This is a genomic window from Photobacterium chitinilyticum (assembly GCF_004104355.1).
Lineage (GTDB): Bacteria > Pseudomonadota > Gammaproteobacteria > Enterobacterales > Vibrionaceae > Photobacterium > Photobacterium chitinilyticum.
Genome location: NZ_RJLM01000001.1, coordinates 242,345 through 261,349 on the forward strand (window position 1 = coordinate 242,345; position 19,005 = coordinate 261,349).

The 19,005-nt window shown below is 48.5% G+C and carries 16 protein-coding genes; 8 read left to right on the top strand and 8 right to left on the bottom strand.

What is annotated here, in order from left to right; all coding sequences use genetic code 11:
- Positions 1-76 precede the first annotated feature (76 nt).
- Positions 77-484, top strand: coding sequence for a peptide-methionine (R)-S-oxide reductase MsrB (gene msrB, locus EDI28_RS01155; RefSeq protein ID WP_128782007.1), 408 nt, complete (start codon positions 77-79; stop codon positions 482-484).
- Positions 485-568: 84 nt separating this feature from the next.
- Here the strand turns inward: msrB and EDI28_RS01160 are convergent, their stop codons facing one another.
- Positions 569-1,396, bottom strand: a complete 828-nt coding sequence (locus EDI28_RS01160) for a DUF2989 domain-containing protein (protein ID WP_128782008.1) — start codon at positions 1,394-1,396, stop codon at positions 569-571.
- Positions 1,397-1,642: 246 nt separating this feature from the next.
- Here EDI28_RS01160 and EDI28_RS01165 point away from each other — a divergent pair, with 246 nt between their 5' ends.
- Positions 1,643-1,936 carry a YeaC family protein gene (locus EDI28_RS01165; protein ID WP_128782009.1) on the top strand — a complete coding sequence of 98 codons (294 nt, stop codon included), beginning with the start codon at positions 1,643-1,645 and terminating at the stop codon, positions 1,934-1,936.
- A 40-nt stretch (positions 1,937-1,976) separates the two neighbouring features.
- On the opposite strand, the gene EDI28_RS01170 is transcribed toward EDI28_RS01165, so the two are convergent.
- From EDI28_RS01170 to sppA, 3 genes are all read right to left on the bottom strand, one after another.
- Positions 1,977-2,648 (bottom strand): glutathione S-transferase family protein, encoded by a 672-nt coding sequence (locus EDI28_RS01170; protein WP_128782010.1) that lies wholly within the window; start codon positions 2,646-2,648, stop codon positions 1,977-1,979.
- Between the two features lie 173 nt (positions 2,649-2,821).
- Positions 2,822-3,832: an asparaginase gene (gene ansA / locus EDI28_RS01175; protein WP_128782011.1), complete on the bottom strand. Its 1,011-nt coding sequence runs from the start codon at positions 3,830-3,832 to the stop codon at positions 2,822-2,824.
- Positions 3,833-3,916: 84 nt separating this feature from the next.
- Positions 3,917-5,770: a signal peptide peptidase SppA gene (gene sppA, locus EDI28_RS01180; protein WP_128782012.1), complete on the bottom strand. Its 1,854-nt coding sequence runs from the start codon at positions 5,768-5,770 to the stop codon at positions 3,917-3,919.
- Between the two features lie 264 nt (positions 5,771-6,034).
- On the opposite strand from sppA, the gene EDI28_RS01185 reads away from it, so the two are divergent.
- From EDI28_RS01185 to EDI28_RS01205, 5 genes are all read left to right on the top strand, one after another.
- Positions 6,035-8,047 (top strand): NADPH-dependent 2,4-dienoyl-CoA reductase, encoded by a 2,013-nt coding sequence (locus tag EDI28_RS01185; protein WP_128782013.1) that lies wholly within the window; start codon positions 6,035-6,037, stop codon positions 8,045-8,047.
- Between the two features lie 228 nt (positions 8,048-8,275).
- On the top strand, positions 8,276-8,824 hold the full coding sequence (locus tag EDI28_RS01190; protein ID WP_128782014.1) for an NAD(P)H nitroreductase: 549 nt from the start codon (positions 8,276-8,278) through the stop codon (positions 8,822-8,824).
- Between the two features lie 138 nt (positions 8,825-8,962).
- The gene (gene selD / locus EDI28_RS01195) at positions 8,963-10,000 is read left to right on the top strand and encodes a selenide, water dikinase SelD (RefSeq protein ID WP_128782015.1); all 1,038 of its coding nucleotides are present in this window, start codon (positions 8,963-8,965) and stop codon (positions 9,998-10,000) included.
- The gene (gene mnmH / locus EDI28_RS01200) at positions 10,000-11,094 is read left to right on the top strand and encodes a tRNA 2-selenouridine(34) synthase MnmH (RefSeq protein ID WP_128782016.1); all 1,095 of its coding nucleotides are present in this window, start codon (positions 10,000-10,002) and stop codon (positions 11,092-11,094) included. Before selD ends, mnmH begins: the two co-directional genes overlap by 1 nt.
- A gap of 129 nt (positions 11,095-11,223) precedes the next feature.
- Positions 11,224-13,209, top strand: coding sequence for a DNA topoisomerase III (locus tag EDI28_RS01205; protein ID WP_128782017.1), 1,986 nt, complete (start codon positions 11,224-11,226; stop codon positions 13,207-13,209).
- Here EDI28_RS01205 and EDI28_RS01210 read toward each other — a convergent pair.
- Both EDI28_RS01210 and EDI28_RS01215 read right to left on the bottom strand, forming a co-directional pair.
- Positions 13,206-14,828, bottom strand: a complete 1,623-nt coding sequence (locus EDI28_RS01210) for a GGDEF domain-containing protein (RefSeq protein WP_128782018.1) — start codon at positions 14,826-14,828, stop codon at positions 13,206-13,208. The genes EDI28_RS01205 and EDI28_RS01210 overlap by 4 nt on opposite strands.
- A 787-nt stretch (positions 14,829-15,615) precedes the next feature.
- Positions 15,616-16,311: an SDR family oxidoreductase gene (locus tag EDI28_RS01215; RefSeq protein ID WP_128782019.1), complete on the bottom strand. Its 696-nt coding sequence runs from the start codon at positions 16,309-16,311 to the stop codon at positions 15,616-15,618.
- A 214-nt stretch (positions 16,312-16,525) separates the two neighbouring features.
- Here EDI28_RS01215 and EDI28_RS01220 point away from each other — a divergent pair, with 214 nt between their 5' ends.
- Positions 16,526-16,801, top strand: coding sequence for a hypothetical protein (locus EDI28_RS01220; RefSeq protein ID WP_128782020.1), 276 nt, complete (start codon positions 16,526-16,528; stop codon positions 16,799-16,801).
- 68 nt (positions 16,802-16,869) lie between these two features.
- Here the strand turns inward: EDI28_RS01220 and EDI28_RS01225 are convergent, their stop codons facing one another.
- Positions 16,870-18,738 carry a DUF3413 domain-containing protein gene (locus EDI28_RS01225; protein WP_128782021.1) on the bottom strand — a complete coding sequence of 623 codons (1,869 nt, stop codon included), beginning with the start codon at positions 18,736-18,738 and terminating at the stop codon, positions 16,870-16,872.
- Between the two features lie 46 nt (positions 18,739-18,784).
- Entirely contained in the window at positions 18,785-19,003 is a 219-nt protein-coding gene (locus EDI28_RS01230; RefSeq protein ID WP_075764867.1) for a YejL family protein, read from the bottom strand.
- Positions 19,004-19,005: the final 2 nt, after the last annotated feature.

Genomic DNA, 19,005 nt, shown 5'->3' on the forward strand with positions numbered 1-19,005 from the left:
GTATGTGCCACAGTTCGGGTAATTGACAATAAAATTTGTTTGGTTCGATAGTGGAATTATATAGAGAGGATAAGTAATGTCAGATAAATCAGACGCTTATTGGCGTGAGAATTTAACATCGGAGCAATATCATATTTGCCGTGAACGAGGAACAGAAGCTCCTTTTTCAGGAACGTTGCTTCACAACAGAGAGACGGGTGTTTATCACTGTACTTGTTGTAGCAAGCCGTTGTTTCTATCAGAGAACAAATATGACTCTGGGTGCGGCTGGCCAAGCTTTGATGCACCGATTCGTGCAGAGTCGATTCGCTACCTAGAAGATAGTAGCCTCGGGATGCAGCGCATTGAGATCCGCTGTGCGGGTTGTGACAGCCATCTCGGCCATGTCTTTTCTGACGGCCCGAAAAAAACAGGCGAGCGTTATTGTGTAAATTCTGTTTCGTTGGCTTTCCAATCCGAGCCCGAGGTATCGGCTGATAAATAATTCCCCCAAATCTATCTGCTCGAACTGGTTATTAGTATCGTCGAAGAAGGGCTGATCGGCTCTTCATTCTTGCTTGCCTTTGTTCTAATTGACCATTCGTGCGCTGAAGTTTCCTTTCTCAAGCGATTTTGATATTTTCTTGGCTTTTATATCAAGCTGTTGTCGTTGCTCTTCAGGCATGGGGTAAAAACTGATGAGTTTTTCCTGGCTCACAACCGAGGCCCCGAGTTCTGTGCCAATTCTTGACCAAAGATAGGCATTGGCGATCGATTTAGTCTGATGAGACAAGGTCGCTAGTGATTGAATGATTTCCGGCTTTATACTTTGTCCGCGCTCATACAGTTCCAATGCGTGTTTGAGCAGCTGGATTGTTTTTTCTTTATCTTTTTCGGTGTAATAGGTTGCCAATGCAAGTTGTAGCTCGGGCGTTTCAAGGGCGGGGCTGCCTTCGAGTCGTAGAAACTGACGTAGTGCCCCTTTATCTCCCTGGCTCCAGCGGTAATAGATGATCTCAGGGTCATCAGATTTTGCGAGTTCCTCGGAGAGTCTCCGGATCGATTCGTAGCTTTTGATCAGGGCTGAAGTACGTCGGGTTTTTCGCTCTTTCAGTTCCGTTGGTTCAATTCGAGCGGCGAACTCAAGGCACTTTTGATAATCGTAGGTAAATTTGAGCTCTTTGAATTTCTCTCCGGAAACTGGGTTTTTTAGCACATCATAGCGTTGCCAGATCAGGTTCGTACGCTGGAGTCGGCATTGACCGTCATTAAGATTGGTATCTGCACAAATCTCCGGGTAGTTCTCACATAGGCTGTCTGTTGAGCGGTGACGTTCAAAGCAACCACTGAGCAGCGTTAGGCTTGCTGCTGCCAATGATATTTTTATTAATGTTGTTGATCTACGGGCAATGCTCATACAGGGTAATAGATTACTTTGAGTGTTGATTAGATATTAGCGACTGATGTGATGTTATCTTAACTGATATACATCGAAAAAAAGCCAAAGGCTTAGTATTTTTTCGCAGTGTGATCCGTGAAGCAAAAAAGCGACTGACAGTTGGCGGTTTGGGTTGAAGTTGGTATTACTGCTAGCTCTATGCTCGAATAAAACTCGTTAGAATTAAACCAATGGCAGTTTGCCCATTGGATAGGAAGCCTGCATATGGATCTACAACAATTATTAAATGCAATGACCCCGGAAGTTTACCTGCGTATTACTACGGCAGTAGAGATTGGCAAGTGGCCTGATGGAACGCTGCTTACTCAGGAGCAACGAGATTCGGCCATGCAGGCCGTGATGATTTATCAGTCTCGCCATAATACTGATGCCGAGCATATGTCGGTAGAAGCAGGCGGGGAAATCAAGTTTAAATCGAAAGCTGAGTTAAAACGTGATTTTGGGATAGAAGAGCCCGAGCGTGACGATATTGCCCGCTTTGATCACAACCAAATCTGAGCCTCGTCTTTAGGCTCATCGACCACCTATGTTCAGCAAGTTAACCGACGTGGTTATCAAAGATCATGGGCTCACAGTAAAAGCTACTGAGTTCATGATCTTCTTCGCTGATTAAGTTGGCAATCCAAGGCTCCTGCTCAATGTTCGTGAGATAGGCCTGCAGTTTTGGGTAGTGCGTCAGTCTTAGCCCGGCCATCCAACCACTGCGGAACACGCTCCATAAACTGATTTCAGCCATCGAAAAGTGTTCGGCCACATAACCTTGTTCTGGTAGTTGTTCTTCGACGTAATTCAAAACCTGGGGAAGGTGGTGTTCAAGGCATTGTTTTATAGCCTGTTGGTCCACCTCTTTCTCAAGCATCTTTCCGCGCATGATTTTCTGGTAAAAAAGCACTCCTCCAATGAGTGACGTTAGCCGGGTATCGGCATATTCCTCTAGCCAGCGAACCTGGGCTCGTGAGGCGGCTGAACCTGGATATAAGGGAGGAATGGGGAAAATATCATCGAGGTAATGGGCGATGACCGTTGAATCCATGATGTTGCTTCCTTCATGCTCCAGCACTGGAACCTTACCCATAGGGTGACGCTTCTGGGCCAGTTCTTTTTCTAAATACGGGTTGAGAGGCTGTAGATCATAAGCAATCCCTTTGTAAGAGAGCGCGAGCATGATTTTTCTGACGAACGGAGAAATAGAGGCACCGTGTAAAACCATAGTGTTGTCTCGGGCTAATGGATCGGCAATGCGCAGGCGGAGCCGATGAACAGGACTAATTGGTATAAAGTGTAGCCGAGATGAGGGAATAGGAAGTGGGGGAGTTTAGTTTGATAAAAAGCGAGAACCGTTGCCGATTCTCGCTTTATTGTATTATTTGTCACTATTTACTATCAGTGAGTCAGCTCACCGCGCAAGTCCTGCTGCATCATGCTGCGAACTGTCTCAACCGGGAGATCTTGGCTTAGTAGGTAGTGTAGCTTGGCAAGGGTTGCTTCAGGAGTCATATCATAACCACTGAGTACGCCAGCTTCAGCCAGTGCACAGCCCGTTGCGTATCCCCCCATGTTTACTTTGCCTGACAGGCACTGCGTCAGGTTCATCACGATCACTCCGCGCTCTGTCGCTTCTTTCAGTTGAGCGAGAAGGTCAGGGTTTTGCGGCGCATTACCTACCCCGAACGTTAGCAGGATCATGGCGTTGACCGGCTGACGTAAGGTGTTGCGGATGACCTCCGGTGAGATACCCGGGTACATGGTGATCACACCGATTGGCTGTGGCGTGATCGCATTAACCTTAAACTTACCTTCAGGCTGTTTGCTCAGCTCAACATTGTTTAGCTGAATGTTGATGCCTGCTTCAAGCAGGGGCGGAAGATTCGGCGAAATAAATGCGCCAAAACCGTCAGCATGGGCCTTGGTACTGCGGTTGCCACGGATCAACTTGTTGTTGAAGAAAACCGTTACTTCATTGATCGGGTAGTTTGCCGCGATGTGAAGTGAATTCAGCAAGTTGCTCTGGCCATCGGAACGCAGTTCGGCCAATGGGATCTGCGAGCCGGTGACAATCACTGGCTTGTCTAGGTTTTCAAACATAAACGACAATGCTGAAGCGGTATAAGCCATGGTGTCCGTACCATGTAAAATGACAAAACCGTCATACTTGTCGTAGTTTGCTTTAATATCATCCGCAATGCGCTGCCAATCCGCTGGCGTCATATCCGACGAGTCAATAAGTGGCTCGTACTCGTGGATCGTAAACCTCGGCATTTCAGGACGATGGAATTCGGGCATGCTTTCCAGCTGCTTTTGCATAAAGCCTGCAACAGGGACATAGCCATGGTCTGACTTCTGCATGCCAATGGTGCCGCCGGTGTAAGCAATGTAAATGTGTTTTCTTTCCATAATCGGGTACAGACATATCGGTTTGGTGGGCGCATTATACGGCTAACGCTCAGTAAAAAAAGCCCGGCATGTGCCGGGCTGATCTCAATTTTCAATATTGCTGCAGTTTAGGCAGAAAGCATACTGACCTTTTGGGTCGTTAAAGTTACTGAGCGTCGTGAAGTCTGTTACAACTTGTTGCGTAACCGGTCGGAGAGCGGCGGGGACTTGGCCAAATGCTATTGAGGCGAGTTTTGTACTGGCCTCTGAGGCAAATTCCTGCAGCAGTAATTCTGCCGGGCTCAATGGCTCTTCCATCCAGCGAAGCTCGTAGCTGTCTAGTTTCGCCAGCTCAACTGCAGCAGCGATAGCGTCATCAAAATCACCCAACTGATCGATTAAGCCTAATTGCAGGGCATCCTGGCCTGTCCATACGCGCCCCTGGGCAATCTTGTCAGCTTGTGCGAGTGACATATCACGGTATTGGCTAACAAGGCCAATAAAGCGCTGATAGCCATGTTCGACGCCAAGTTGGAAAACTTCGGCAACGCCTTCTGGCAGCTCGCGGGTTACACCGACACCAGAGAACGGTGTTGTGCCGACACCATCGCTATAGACGCCCATGTTTTCCAGACCTTTTTCAAAGGTGGTCAGGATGGCAAAGATGCCGATAGAGCCGGTGATGGTTGTTGGCTGGGCCAAGATCTTATCGGCACTGGACGAAATCCAGTAGCCACCTGAAGCGGCCAGGCTGGACATTGATACGACAACCGGTTTGCCGGCCAGTTTCAAGGCATCGACTTCGCTGCGGATCACTTCAGAAGCAAAGGCGCTGCCTCCCGGGCTATCGACGCGTAGAATCACCGCTTTCACTTCGTCGTTTAGACGTGCTTCGCGCAGCAGTGCCGCAGTCGAATCTCCGCCAACCGTTCCCTGACGCTGGTTGCCGTCAACAATTGCACCGCTGGCAACAACAACGGCAATTTGGTTCGGGCTAGGTAAATCGGTATTGAACAGTGTTGGCTGGTAATCATAATAGCTGATTTGGTTAAAGCTGTTTTCACCGTCGCTGCCGAACTGTTCAATCAGTTTCTGGTTTAGCAACGGACGGTTGATGAGCTCGTCAACCAGCCCCATTTCGAGGCTCAGCTTGGCAAAGTCACCATTAACGGCCTTGAGTTGTTCGACAAAGCTGTCAAGTTCGGGGGTCAGTGCGGTAGCATCGATTTGGCGGTTCTTGGCGACATCCGCCGTGTAGGCTCCCCACAGCTGGTTTAACCATACTGTATTGGCTTCACGTGCTTCGGCTGACATACCGTTTCGGGTATACGGCTCGACAAAAGACTTATAGGTGCCGACACGGAATACATGCGTATTAACATCAAGCTTTTCCAGCAGGCTCTTGTAATACAGGGAATAGCTACCATAGCCAGTGAGCAATACACCACCATCGGCTGACATGAATACTTTGTCAGCATAGCTCGATAGGTAGTACTGGCTCTGCTTGTAGTTATCACCCACAGCGTAGACGGGTTTACCTGCTTGCTTGAATTCTTCTATCGCTTTGGCGATGTAGCGCATCTTGGTCAAACTGGTTTCCGACATGCCCTTAAGGTTAAGTACCAGGCCGGTGATTCGGTTGTCCGTCGAAGCGGCTCGGATAGTGTCAACGATATCGAATAATACATTTTCCTGTACCGGCGGCTGGCCTAGCGCATTGCTTGCCAGTTGGTCGATAGGATTGACGTAGGTGCGCTGTTCGACGATTGGGCCGGATAAATCAAGTACCAGTGCGGCTTCATTGGGCAGTGCCGGTTGGTCTCCGCTTTGGTTAAAAGCGAAGAAAAGCAGGCCGATAACGAATAAAAAAAACAAATTGAGTATCAGCTGCCGGGTGAAACTGATCAGTTTCCAGATAGCTCGGAATAGTTTTCCTATTCCTTTGAGTACCACTTTCATGAACGTTCCTGATGATGCGATCGATATTGTTTCTATCCTAACTTAGTAAACAAGGAATTACAGTAAGAATCCTTGTTTACAATGTATCCTTTCCCTTAAGTATTGCGTGGTTCAACGGTCGTCGGAAGAGAATTTAAGGCTGAATTATATGACAATCATGACTCACGCAATGTGGTGGATGTTGTAATAATGTAAACAAGTGTTTGATAAAAGTTTCAGTCGTTAATATACTGGTCAGACCATAACAACAAAAGAATGGAAGCCATGGACGATAAATCTTACCCTCATTTGTTAGCGCCCCTAGATCTTGGTTTCACTCAGTTACGGAACCGTGTGTTAATGGGATCTATGCACACTGGCCTTGAAGAGTCCCGAGACGGCTTTAAGAAACTTTCTGCCTTCTACGCTGCCCGAGCCAGAGGTGGGGTTGGCTTGATTGTGACTGGCGGTTTCTCGCCTAACTTCCGTGGCCGGCTTCATCCACTCAGTGCCGAGTTCAGTTCAGCCCGTGCTGCCCGTGCCCATCGGACAATCACTGATGCAGTGCATGGGGAGGGCGGCAAGATTGCGTTGCAGTTACTGCATGCCGGCCGCTATGCAATGCATCCGTTTGCGGTGAGCGCATCGGCAATTAAAGCGCCGATCTCAAAGTTTACCCCGAGCAAGATGAGCACGCGCCAGATCAATAAAACGATAGAAGCTTTTGCGCGTAGCTCTGAGCTGGCGCGCGAGGCGGGCTACGATGGGGTCGAGCTGATGGGCTCGGAAGGATACCTGATCAACCAGTTTATCTGTAAGCGCTCCAACCATCGTTACGATGAATGGGGCGGTAGCTATGAGAACCGAATCCGTTTCCCTATCGAGCTGGTTAAAGCGGTACGTAAACGTGTCGGGCGAGACTTTATTATCATCTTCCGTCTCTCAATGCTGGATCTGGTCGAGCAGGGCAGTACCCATGAAGAAGTTGTCCAGCTGGCAAAAGAGCTGGAAGCAGTTGGTGTGACGATCTTAAATACCGGTATCGGCTGGCATGAAGCCCGGGTGCCGACCATTGCGACGCAGGTCCCGCGTGCTGCATTTACCTGGGTGACCGAGAAGCTTAAAAATGAAGTAAATATTCCCCTTGTAACCTGTAACCGGATAAATACACCTCAGGTGGCTGAAGATATTCTGTCATCACAGCAAGCGGATATGGTGTCGATGGCACGGCCGTTCCTTGCCGACCCCGATTTTGTTGTGAAGGCAGAGCAAGACCGTGCCGATGATATCAATACCTGTATTGGTTGTAATCAGGCATGTCTGGATCATGTGTTTGTCGGTAAACGGGCAAGTTGTCTTGTGAATCCGCAAGCTTGTTACGAAACAGAACTGGTACTGACACCGACGGCAACCAAGCGGCGTGTGGCTGTTGTCGGTGCAGGTCCTGCCGGAATGGCAAGTGCCGTTGCGGCTGCAGAGCGCGGCTTCGATGTCGATTTGTTCGAGAAAAATGATTATGTCGGTGGTCAGTTTAACCTGGCCATGCAAATTCCCGGCAAGGAAGAGTTCAAGGAAACGATTCGCTACTTTTCCCGTCGTCTGGAGCAAACAGGCGTCAACGTTAAGCTCAGCCATTCCGTTGATGCGGATGAGCTTAAAGGGTATGACGAAGTGATTGTGGCCACGGGCGTTCAGCCGCGACATCCGAGTATTACCGGTGTCGGCCATGAAAAAGTGATCGACTATCAGACTTTGATCCGGGATAAAGTGCAGCTTGGCCAGAAGGTGGCGGTGCTTGGTGCTGGCGGTATTGGCGTTGATGTTTCGACAATGCTGACAGAGCCTGAAAATCAGGATCTAGACAGCTGGCTTCAGGACTGGGGGGTTGATAAGGCGATTGAGCACGCTGGTGGCCTGTATCCGCACGAGCAGTATGTCAGCCAGCGTCAGGTATGGTTAATGCAGCGTAAGCCGGGCAAAGTTGGCAAAGGGCCGGGACGTACCACGGGGTGGATCCATCGCAAAGTATTGGAAAAGCGCGGTGTGGAACTGCTTAGCGGCGTGAGCTATGACAAGATTGATGATCAGGGGCTGCATATTATTGTTGAAGGTCAGCCTCGTCTGCTGGATGTCGATAATATCGTGCTATGTACCGGCCAGACGTCGGTGGAAGTACTTTCTGACAAGCTACGTGCTATGAATGTCAACGTACATGTGATTGGCGGTGCCGATGTTGCCGGTGAAGTCGATGCCAAGCGGGTGATCCGCCAGGGGATTGAATTGGTATCGAAGCTGTAGGAGGCGTTGTTAGATCTGGGGGGATACGGATTTGGCTGCGAACCCCCTCCCAGCCTCCCCCTTGAAAATGGGGAGGAGCATTCTTTGCCTCGTTGATTTGTAGAGGGTAACTAATTTCGGACAGGCTTCTAGTCCCCTCCCCTTATGAAGGGGAGGGTTAGGGTGGGGTTCTACTGCACCGTATTTATGATATTGTAAAACAATAATTATTATCATCATGAGGTTGTTATGGATGCTCTATCATTATTGTTAAACCGCCGTTCGTTGCCAAAGCTGATGGAACCGGCTCCGCACGGTAATGAGCTGGATAATATCTTTCGAGCAGGCCTGCGAGCTCCGGATCATGCTGGTTTGACACCATGGCGGTTTATCGTTTCTCATGGTGAAGGCTTACACAGGCTGGCGGATATTCTGGTTGAAGCCGCGAAAGCCGATGGTGCCGAAGAGGCGGTACTTGAAAGAGCGGCCAAAGCACCGTTTCGTGCCCCGATGGTGATCACTGTCATTGCCAAGGTCACTGAGCATGACAAGGTGCCGGTGATTGAACAGCACCTTTCGGCTGGCTGTGCTGCTCAGGCTATGCAGATGACAGCAGTGGCACAGGGTTTTTCCGGCTTTTGGCGTACTGGCAAATGGGCCTATCACCCGGTTGTACGTGAGGCATTGGGGGTACAAGGCGATGATATGATTGTCGGCTTTTTGTACATCGGGACACCGGGTTGCCGCGAAGCGAAAGTGTCTGAGAGAGATCTGAGCCAGTTTGTTGAATATCTCTAATTATTCAGTTGTCGACTAGAAAACGTTTGCCGGGAAGCTGATACCCATCAGTTTCTCTCCTTTATTGATCCAGAGTGGTGACAGGGTTTAGTCGCAGGAGTAGAATTCTCCGCTCTTGTCATTATTCCGGAGCGTGTCATGGAAAATGTTCGCCTTACTCAATACAGCCACGGTGCAGGATGCGGCTGTAAAATTTCTCCTCAAGTTCTTGATACTATTCTCCGAACTCAACTAGCCCCCTTCTCAGATCCGAATCTTCTGGTGGGCAATGAAAGCAAAGATGATGCTGCAGTATATGATCTCGGCAATGGTACCTCGGTGATCAGTACGACTGATTTCTTTATGCCTATCGTCGATAACCCGTTTGATTTTGGGCGCATTGCCGCGACGAATGCCATCAGTGATATTTATGCCATGGGCGGTAAGCCAATTATGGCGATTGCTATTCTAGGTTGGCCTGTGAATGTGTTGGCACCAGAGATTGCCCAGCAGGTTATCGAAGGTGGTCGTTCAGTATGTCGTGAGGCCGGTATCTCGCTTGCGGGTGGACACTCAATTGATGCGCCTGAACCTATTTTTGGTCTTGCGGTAACGGGTATTGTCGATACTGATCGTGTGAAGCGCAACAACCAGGCCGAAGCGGGCTGTAAGCTGTATCTTACCAAGCCGCTAGGGATTGGTGTGCTGACGACTGCCGAGAAAAAATCAAAGCTGGCCGAGCATCATCAGGGATTGGCACGTGATTGGATGTGCAAGCTGAACAAGCCGGGCGCAGATTTTGCCGATGTTGCCGGTGTCAAAGCGATGACTGATGTCACCGGTTTTGGCCTGATGGGCCACCTGACTGAAATTTGTGAAGGAAGCCAACTTAAAGCAAAAGTACAGTTTGATCAGATCCCATATCTTCCCGGTGTTTTTGATTACATCGAGCAAGGATGTGTACCGGGCGGAACGGGGCGCAATTTTGATAGCTATGGCCACCGACTCGGTAAAATGAGCGAACAGCAGAAAGCCCTGTTATGTGATCCGCAAACCTCAGGTGGTTTATTGCTGGCAGTCGCACCAGAAGCCGAAGAAGAAGTACAGGCTGTTGCCGCCCGTCACGGTATTGAGCTAAATGCTATTGGTGAATTGCTCCCGACTGACGGCGATACTACCCTGATTGAGATTTGTTAATGTCACGCCCGAATTGTGAAGATTACCGACAGTTATTTGTCAATGATACACCGTTAATGGATATGCGCGCGCCAGTTGAATTTGGTCTGGGCGCATTTCCAACCTCGGTAAACCGCCCGTTAATGCAAGATAGCGAACGCGAGGCTGTCGGTACCTGTTATAAGAAAAAAGGTCAGGAAGCGGCTATCGCACTTGGCCATAAGCTGGTTCACGGTGAAATAAAAGCCGAGCGTATAGCCCAGTGGAAAGCCTTTTGTGAGGCCAACCCTCAGGGATACTTATACTGCCTACGTGGTGGCTTGCGATCTTGTATTACCCAGCAATGGCTGAAGGAAGCGGGGATTGATTATCCGCGGGTTGTTGGTGGTTATAAGGCACTGCGTCGCTTTTTGATTGAGACTATCGAACAAGTTGCTCGGCAGCCAATAACCTTGATTGGCGGCAATACCGGCAGCGGAAAAACCATTATGGTCAACGAGCTGGAAAACGGCCTTGATCTTGAAGGGGCAGCCAACCATCGAGGCTCTTCCTTTGGCCGTTATGTCACCGAACAACATACCCAGATCGATTTCGAGAACGTACTGGCTGTGTCGATGTTGAAAAAGCAGGCCCTCGGTATCAACCATTTTGTCCTTGAAGATGAGGGCAAGACCATTGGTTCGGCCAGTGTGCCTTTGCCGATTAATAGTGCGATGCAGCAGGCTACGCTTGCCATTGTTGATGATCCCATGGAAATTCGTCTAACACGCCTGATGGATGATTACGTTGTGCGCATGCAGCGTGACTTCGTTGCCCAATATGGTGAAGAGCAGGGCTGGATTCGTTTTGCTGAATACCTGGAGCGCGGGATGTTCAGTATCCGTAAGCGCCTTGGTTTAGAGCGCTACGAGCAGTTGTTGCAAGTCCAGCAAAGTGCTGTCCGGACTATGCAGAGTTCAGGTTCCCTGGAAGGTCATGTGGGCTGGCTACAGCCGTTGCTGGAACAGTATTACGATCCAATGTATACCTATCAGCTAAGTAAGAAATCCGAGCGTATTGTATTCCGTGGTGAATACGATGAGGTGAAAGCCTGGTTGATTGAGAAAACCCGCTAAAGAGAGTGACGAGAAGCGATGATCCTGTTCTCGCTTCTCGCTGCTTATTGCCTGTGTATATATCCAGTATTTCCTTGTCCTTTTTTCTTCTTTTCTCTATAGTTCCAAAAAAACTAACTAATAATTTCAATGACCCGTCTCTATATTGCTGAAAAACCAAGCTTAGGCCGTGCGATTGCAGCGGTGCTGCCGCGTCCTCATAAAAATAACAATGGTTATATTGAAGTCGGAAATGGCGACATCGTGACTTGGTGTATCGGACACTTGCTCGAGCAGGTTGAGCCCGACGTCTACGATGAAAAATACAAAAAGTGGAATTTGGCGGATTTGCCGATTATTCCGAAGCAATGGCAGTTGGCGCCGAGAAAATCGGCTAGGCAGCAGTTAGGGGTGGTTCGCAAGCTGGCCAAGCAGGCAACTGACGTTGTGCATGCCGGAGACCCAGATAGAGAAGGGCAGTTGCTGGTCGATGAGGTGATTGACTACGTAAAGCTTTCGGCTACCAAAAAAGCCAATATGCAGCGTTTGCTTATTTCAGATCTCAACCCGGCAGCCGTAAAGCGGGCGCTGGGCAAGATGCGGAGCAACCGTGACTTTATTCCGTTGTCAGTTTCCGCGCTGGCACGCTCGAGAGCCGATTGGCTTTACGGGATGAATATGACTCGGGCGTATACCCTGCTGGGGCAGAAAGGGGGGTACCGGGGAGTACTATCGGTCGGTCGGGTACAAACGCCCGTCTTGGGGTTGGTGACCCGGCGGGATGATGAGATTGCTAGTTTTGTACCCAAGCCCTTTTATGAGTTATTTGCCCTCATCCCTTATCAGGACAATATCATTCGTGCCCGGTGGAAACCCAGCGAGGCATGCAAGCCGTGGCAGGATGACGACGGACGAGTACTGAATCGGAAACTCTGTGAAAATATCGTAAACCGGATTAAGGGGCAGCCGGCAGAGGTGACTGAATCCGAACGTAAAGAAACCCGCCAGGCCGCCCCTTTGCCCTATTCGCTCTCAGCTTTGCAGATTGATGCCGCGAAGCGGTTTGGGATGAGTGCCGCTGATGTCCTGGCGACCTGCCAGTCCCTTTATGAAAAACACAAAGTAATCACTTACCCTCGCTCGGATTGTCGGTATTTGCCGCTGGACCATTTCCGGCAGGCGGGTGAAGTGTGCCAGGCGATAGCCAGTACGGCCAATGAGCTAAGCTCAGCAGTCAAGGGGGCTAATACCTCTCTCAAGTCAAAGGCCTGGAATGATAAGAAGGTCGATGCCCATCATGCAATTATTCCGACGCCTAAAGCGCTTAACAGTAATGCGTTGAGTGGAAGCGAGAGTAAGATCTATCAGCTGATTTCCAGGCAGTATCTGATGCAGTTTTATCCTGCGGCAGTCTATAGCGAGGCGAAGTTAGTCTTTACTATTGCGGGCGGCTTGTTTGTTGCCAAAGGGCGTCAATTGATGAGTGCAGGCTGGAGAGAGCTGCTGGGGCGTGATGATTCCGTCAATGATCAGGACTTGGCTGATAAGGTACCGCCGTTGGAAAAAGGTACGGTACTTACCTGTAAGAATGGTGAAATCAAAGACAAAATGACGGAGCCTCCCAAACCGTTTACCGAAGCGACGCTGCTGCAGGCGATGACAGGTATCGCCCGTTTTGTTTCTGATCCTTCGTTGAAAAAAATTCTCCGCGATACCGATGGTCTGGGTACCGAGGCAACCCGGGCAGGTATTCTTGATATTTTGTTCAAGCGTCAGCTGCTTACGCGACAGGGCAAGAGTATCCATGCCACAGAGGCCGGGCGGGGGCTTATTTATGCGCTGCCGGACGAGTCAACGTATCCAGATATGACGGCACACTGGGAGCACCAGTTGCAAGATATGGCAGAAAAAAAATGTGCCTATCAGCCGTTTATAGAGGCTTTGCAGAGCCAAGTTCAGCAGATCATGGATAAAGTGCAACACAGCGAGGTTCCTCCTAGTTTGCGAGAGCTTAAATCGCCTGAGCCTTTCAAAGGCGGCAAGAAGCGGCGTTACAGCAAGGGAGGAACCAAAAACGGATCTAAGGCTGGAAACCGAACTGGTGTGAAGCGCAAATCAGGGAAAAAAGCTGACTAGGTGTACTCGAAATACTGGTTTCGCCCCAGAGATTTGGCCTTATATAATGCGGTGTCAGCTTGTTTGAATAACTCTTCAGCAGATCCCTGCATAGACGGTATGCTGGTACTGAGGCCGATACTGATGGTGACAATATCAGGGGCGCAGTCTGTTCCCTGGGTACGGGGCAGCTGCAGTTCGCGGATAGCATGTATAGCCCTTTGGGCTGCGTAGCGAGCGGCGATTTTATCTTGACCAGGAAGCAATAATACAAACTCTTCTCCACCGAAACGAGCAAACAGCGCCCCCGCTCTTTTTTCTAATGTCGCCAGGGTGTTGGCAATGATTTTTAGGCACTGGTCACCGGCGGCATGACCATAGCAGTCGTTATAGGCCTTGAATAGGTCGACATCAATGATCAACAAGGACAGTGGCAGCTGGTGGCGCTCTGCCCGGCGCCACTCTTCGTTTATTCTTTCATCAAAAACTCGGCGGTTGGAAACAGATGTGAGTGGGTCGAGTCGAGAAATCTTTTCCAGCTTGCGGTTGACGCTCTCCAGTTCTGCGGTGCGGTCGGATACACGCTGTTCCAGTTCTCTGTTTAAGCTAATAAGATTTTCTTCCGCCTGGCGTCGAACCAGGTGCTGAGAAACTATAAAGCCAAATTGCTTTAGCAATTGCTGGTGGTAGTTATGAAGTGGTGTGCCAGTTAGCAGATTGTCACAGGCAATCCAGCCAACTGGAGTGTCTTCGTCCCACAGTGAAATATAGGCACTCCAACCAAATCCTACCTGCTTGAGTTCATGGTAGAGCGGGGTATTGTCTTCAATGGCAAGATATTCTTTCTGTCTGTAGTCCTGATTTATTTTAGTAAACCAGAGGTCCGGAATTTCTTCTTCAAAATAGTGTTCATTAACGGTATTTCCATGAATATCTGTTCCGTATGTGCCTTGCATCCGGTGCTTTCCTTTGAACAGAAAGATGGCCATTCGGTCGATAAGGAGCTGTTTCTTTGCTTCATCGACGGCTGTAAACAACATATTGTCCATAGTGCCTGCGCGCCAAAGCTTGAAGGAAATATCATGTAACGCTTGAAGCTGATCTTGTAATACTTGTTGCTCTTGTTGGCTGATCTGCAACTCTCGCTCTGCTGAACGGCGGCCGTCATGTTCGTCCTGTATGCTTTCACTGAGCAGACAGGCATCGAGTTCGGAGGCCATCAAGGTCGCCAGAAAAGAGAATTCGTTACCATCAGGGATAGGTTGCCCTGGAAAGTCGACGATCAGGCAGCCGATAATATGTGAGCGACGCTCCAGAGGGAGACATAAGCGAGTGAATCCATCACGAAAATCAACTTTGGGTTTTTTCTCTCGAATTGCTCTGGTGACTTGAAAGAATGGAATGCAGTTGCGGTCTGTGATGTCAGTGGGTGGGAATTGATAGTGTATTCCCGAATCATTCATTTCGAGTAGGATTTTCCACCGAGATTTATAGGCAACGACAAGCTGGGCTTGGCTGGCTGCAAAGCTTTCACTTAAATTCCGGCAGGTGAGTTCGCAGACAGTACGAAGTCCGTGGGCCTTGCTCCATTGCCTAAGAATACGTTGATAAAAGTTATTTAACCGTTCAGTTTGGATCAATATAGGCAGTCCATGTCGATATTCAAGTCTGTGTTGAGCATCTATTTTTGTCTATCACAGAAATAAAGCTAGGCACCTAGCCCGCATTATGGTCATAAAGTTAGGCAGGTTTATAAATTTGCGACTCAAAACACACCGTATCTCGGTGGGAAAGGGGGATTGTGTAGGATAGCGGAAATAAATAACCTCAAGATTTTCAGCTTGAGGTTATTGGTACGTTAATTAGTAGGACTTTTCTGAAGTTACCTTGGTGAAGAGTTACTTTCTGAGCTTTGTGCACCCCAAATCGGAGCACAACCAGGGTGTGTGGCTGGTGACGCGCCAGAGCCCAACTGCTGACACTCAACTCCCGCGTATTGATGATTAGCTGTGGTTGCTTCGCAGCCTGTTAGGGCGGCTGCCACTACTAATAGAATTACTGCTGTTCTATTCATACTGTTTCCCCTTTTCCTTGGATAGATTTTCTTCCGAAAAAAACAGAACAAAAGACACGAGCTACATTGTCGTTTAGCAATAACATAACAATCACCAGATATTTAACCACTTTATTGCTATGGTTAATTTCATGCTGTAGTTAAGGTTTGCTACTGTGTGCATATTAATAGTAGTACAAATCCGGTTGTGCTTATCCGGTCGTAACTGGAACATCCTCAGTGTTTGATTTGAAACAAAGCCATAGGATTAAAATTAGAAGAGGTTGCTATTTTGTACAAAATGGCATGTTTTATTCCTGTTTATTTAGACCGAATAGACACAAGGCAGCAGTATTAACGAGTCATTATTGATATCACCATGGGATTACAGAACCATCATAGTTGTAAAAGCCGCCACTTTGTTTAGTGGTAAGGTTATCAATTACTGTTTTAAGCTTTTGGGCTGAATCGCATGTAGACAAGATGGCGTTCGGCCCGCCCATCTCTGTCTGTACCCAGCCGGGATGAAGTGCAACAGAGATGATCCCCTGAGGTGATAGGTCGTTAGACAAGCTCTTGGCGACGGAATTGAGCGCGGCTTTGGATGAACGATAAATATAGCCACCACCACTGGTGTTTTCTGTCATGCTCCCTACCTTGGAAGATATATTGGCGATAATTCCGGGTGTGTTGGCGATGAGCTGGGGATAAAAGGCTTCGGCCAGTTTAAGCGGTGCGATGGTATTGATCTCGAAAACTTTGCGCCATTCATCCGCATCTGTGTTACCGAAGCCATAGCTCTTGGGCCCATAGTACCCAGCGTTGTTGATAAGTAAGTCAAAGGGGATATCGGCCAACTCCTGGCTTAACGCAGTAATGGCCTGGTGATCGGTGACATCCAGTTCATGCAGTGTCAGAGAGTCTGTATGTGCTTGTAAATGCTTTAGCTCAGAAGCATGGTTTGTCCGGCGGCAGCAGGCGTTTACCTGCCAACCTGCAGCAAGGTAGACTTCTACCAGTGCAAGGCCAACTCCTCGATTTGCTCCGGTAATAAGTACACTCTTCTTCATTTTTATATTCCTGTGCATTTTTCGCCAAGTGTATACCAAGCAAACGATCTTTGTCGGTGTAACGGTATTAATGCTGGATTTCTGATGATGGCTGGCGTACATCGTGTTGTATCAATTTGGTGAAGTATCGAAACTAAGACAACGCTACCGTGAAAGGTTAGCTAACTTATTATGATGTGTGTTGCCTATAATTATCCTATTTTGGGGGTGTTATATGACTCTCTTTTGGCGTGGGAGCTGGGTTGTCGGCATTGTGATACTGATTGTCAGCTGTGCCGATACCCGTCACGAAAGGCTGGCTGATTTGGGGTTTACCCGAAATTACCTCGATGGTTATCAAGATGGCTGTAGTAGTCGGAAAGAGGAGGCTCTGACTTATCACGATGGTTTTCGTCGCGATCCGGAACGCCTGCTGACGGATAGGAAATATGCCAATGGCTGGAGCGATGGTTTTGACCAGTGTTATGCAGATAATGCAGAATTTTTCTAGGTGTAGGTTGAGAAAAAGCAGCCCGGAGGCTGCCTTTTGATGTTATTGAAACTAATGTCTGGCTATAGTTATTTGGGCTGATAGAAGCGTTTTAGTTCATGCATGACCTGCATCAGTGTGGAAAGCTTTGGCTTCCCCTCACTCTTCAGCTTATAGTCCTGATCGTATACTCGATAGTTGCCATGTTTATCCACCACCGTGGTCGTGTTTTTCTGCAACACGACGATGTCTCGGCCGCTTCCGGCCAATACCCAGCGACGCTTGGGGGTGTTTTCAAATAAGTTAACACCACTGCTATAGTCAGAGGCTGGCGTGGTTGTCGCCAATAGTGATTCCATCAGTGTCGGCACAAGGTCTAAATGACTGGTAGCACGCGTGATTTGAGTCGGAACAGTTCCCGGCCAGTGCATGATTAATGGCACTTTGAGCTGATAGCGGCTGTAGTTGGAGTTTGCCCCCCAGCTATTGGTGCCGGTTTCATTAAACTCGTTACCGTGATTGGCGGTAACGATAACTACTGTATTTTCAAACGCGTTGTTGGCCACTAGTTGCTCAAAAATATCAATAAGTAGCTCATCGATATAATAGGCCGCATTCCGGTAGCTGTTTTTTAACAGCTGGTTGGTATCGACACCTGCCGGGTTCGCGTTGGTACTGCTAAGAGAAGGTTCAAATTGCGGGACATAGGCCCCCCCTTCTTCAAAGTTCTCGATTGATGCCAGTTCAATATAACTGAACCATGGCGTGTCACTGTTTTGTGTGCCGAGCCATTTTTTCCAATCAGCAATGGCTTTTTTGTCGCTATTACTGCTGCCATTACTGTCGTTTTTGTCTGTCTGCTCAGGGAGCTGACGGCGAGAGAAAATGGCATCCGAGTAGATTTGTGTCTCGAATCCATCACCACTGAACAAACCAAATTGATAGTCGCGCTTTTTAAGCGTATCTAATAATACGGGAGAGGAGCTCGCAAAACGAACGCTATTCATATATCCGGCCGGCAAGCCGTAAAAGAGCCCGAAGATGCCTTCAGCATTTTCATTGCTGGCGCTGTAATGGTTGCTATAGTTCAGGTTTTGCTGGGCAAAGGCTGCAAGGTGCGGCATGGTTTCATTGTCGACCATGTCACCGCGTAAACTATCAACCATGATGATTAGCACATTTTGACCAGTACCCTGATCATTGAACGCTAGCTTGTTGAGCGGATAACGAATATGTTCGCTTTCGGCAATACCTTGCGCATCTAAGCGCTTGGCATACTCTTGGCGATCCAGCCAGCCGTGTTTTTCCATGAAGGACTTGGCCGTCATCGGATAGGATAGCGGGAAGTTAGAGCGTTGTACTGTAACGGGGCGGTATAGGTTTGCATCCGCCCAGATATAGATCAGATGGCTGCTCAGGAAGCAGAAGCCGAAAATAGCGGCAATAGGCACGCCGACGTGTTTGCGCGTGAGTTTCCTGAGTTTGCGCCACAACCATTCCGACAGAATTAACTGCATGAGGAATATAGCGGGTACTGCAATAAACAGATATTGCCAGCGGGCATTAAGTTCTGTTTTCTCTCCACTTAACAGTAAGTCCCAAACGAGTGGACTCAGATGCAAATCTAGAGACTCATAGGCATGTGTGTCTAGAAGCAACCCTGTTAGGCCAATAGTTCCGACCAATACCGCAAACAACCGCATCAGGCGCTGTGAGGGGATTAGAAAGCTGGCTGGAAAGAGAATTAGAATGTAAAAGCCAAAGACAAGAAACCCGAAATGTCCGATCCAACTTAATCCGAGATAAAGTTGTCCCAGAATGGTCTCAGGCCATTCAGAATATGCAATATATCGCGTGCCAAGCAACATGGCAGCGATGATATTGAAAAAACTGAACCAGTGCCCCCAGCTGATCAGCTGGGACACTTTGTCTTTATAATTGATACCGCTGGTGACCATAGATGTCAGTAATTCCCAGTCTTGATTGTGACGCTAACAAACAAACTTAATCTTCCTTAATTGAGGAGAGCAGAGCTTGAGAGAATTTTTCTGCGATTGCTTTCCTTTGCGATGCAGGAACATCGGCATTGATAACGTTGGTAGCGATATTACCGACGATCATTAGCGCCAGTTCTGCTGAAGCATCATGCTTCTCTAGTACATCGAACACGTCATCAATGATTTGTTCAACTTTTTTATTGGTGTATTTTGAAGTAATTGGCATAG

Excerpts from the sequence above, each read along its gene's own strand:
- selD (WP_128782015.1), top strand. The coding sequence starts at position 8,963 with ATGGAAAATGTTCGCCTTACTCAATACAGCCACGGTGCAGGATGCGGC.
- msrB (WP_128782007.1), top strand. The coding sequence starts at position 77 with ATGTCAGATAAATCAGACGCTTATTGGCGTGAGAATTTAACATCGGAG.
- EDI28_RS01160 (WP_128782008.1), bottom strand. The coding sequence starts at position 1,396 with ATGAGCATTGCCCGTAGATCAACAACATTAATAAAAATATCATTGGCA.
- mnmH (WP_128782016.1), top strand. The coding sequence starts at position 10,000 with ATGTCACGCCCGAATTGTGAAGATTACCGACAGTTATTTGTCAATGAT.
- EDI28_RS01205 (WP_128782017.1), top strand. The coding sequence starts at position 11,224 with ATGACCCGTCTCTATATTGCTGAAAAACCAAGCTTAGGCCGTGCGATT.
- EDI28_RS01165 (WP_128782009.1), top strand. The coding sequence starts at position 1,643 with ATGGATCTACAACAATTATTAAATGCAATGACCCCGGAAGTTTACCTG.
- EDI28_RS01190 (WP_128782014.1), top strand. The coding sequence starts at position 8,276 with ATGGATGCTCTATCATTATTGTTAAACCGCCGTTCGTTGCCAAAGCTG.
- EDI28_RS01170 (WP_128782010.1), bottom strand. The coding sequence starts at position 2,648 with ATGGTTTTACACGGTGCCTCTATTTCTCCGTTCGTCAGAAAAATCATG.
- EDI28_RS01185 (WP_128782013.1), top strand. The coding sequence starts at position 6,035 with ATGGACGATAAATCTTACCCTCATTTGTTAGCGCCCCTAGATCTTGGT.
- ansA (WP_128782011.1), bottom strand. The coding sequence starts at position 3,832 with ATGGAAAGAAAACACATTTACATTGCTTACACCGGCGGCACCATTGGC.
- EDI28_RS01215 (WP_128782019.1), bottom strand. The coding sequence starts at position 16,311 with ATGAAGAAGAGTGTACTTATTACCGGAGCAAATCGAGGAGTTGGCCTT.
- sppA (WP_128782012.1), bottom strand. The coding sequence starts at position 5,770 with ATGAAAGTGGTACTCAAAGGAATAGGAAAACTATTCCGAGCTATCTGG.
- EDI28_RS01220 (WP_128782020.1), top strand. The coding sequence starts at position 16,526 with ATGACTCTCTTTTGGCGTGGGAGCTGGGTTGTCGGCATTGTGATACTG.
- EDI28_RS01225 (WP_128782021.1), bottom strand. The coding sequence starts at position 18,738 with ATGGTCACCAGCGGTATCAATTATAAAGACAAAGTGTCCCAGCTGATC.
- EDI28_RS01230 (WP_075764867.1), bottom strand. The coding sequence starts at position 19,003 with ATGCCAATTACTTCAAAATACACCAATAAAAAAGTTGAACAAATCATT.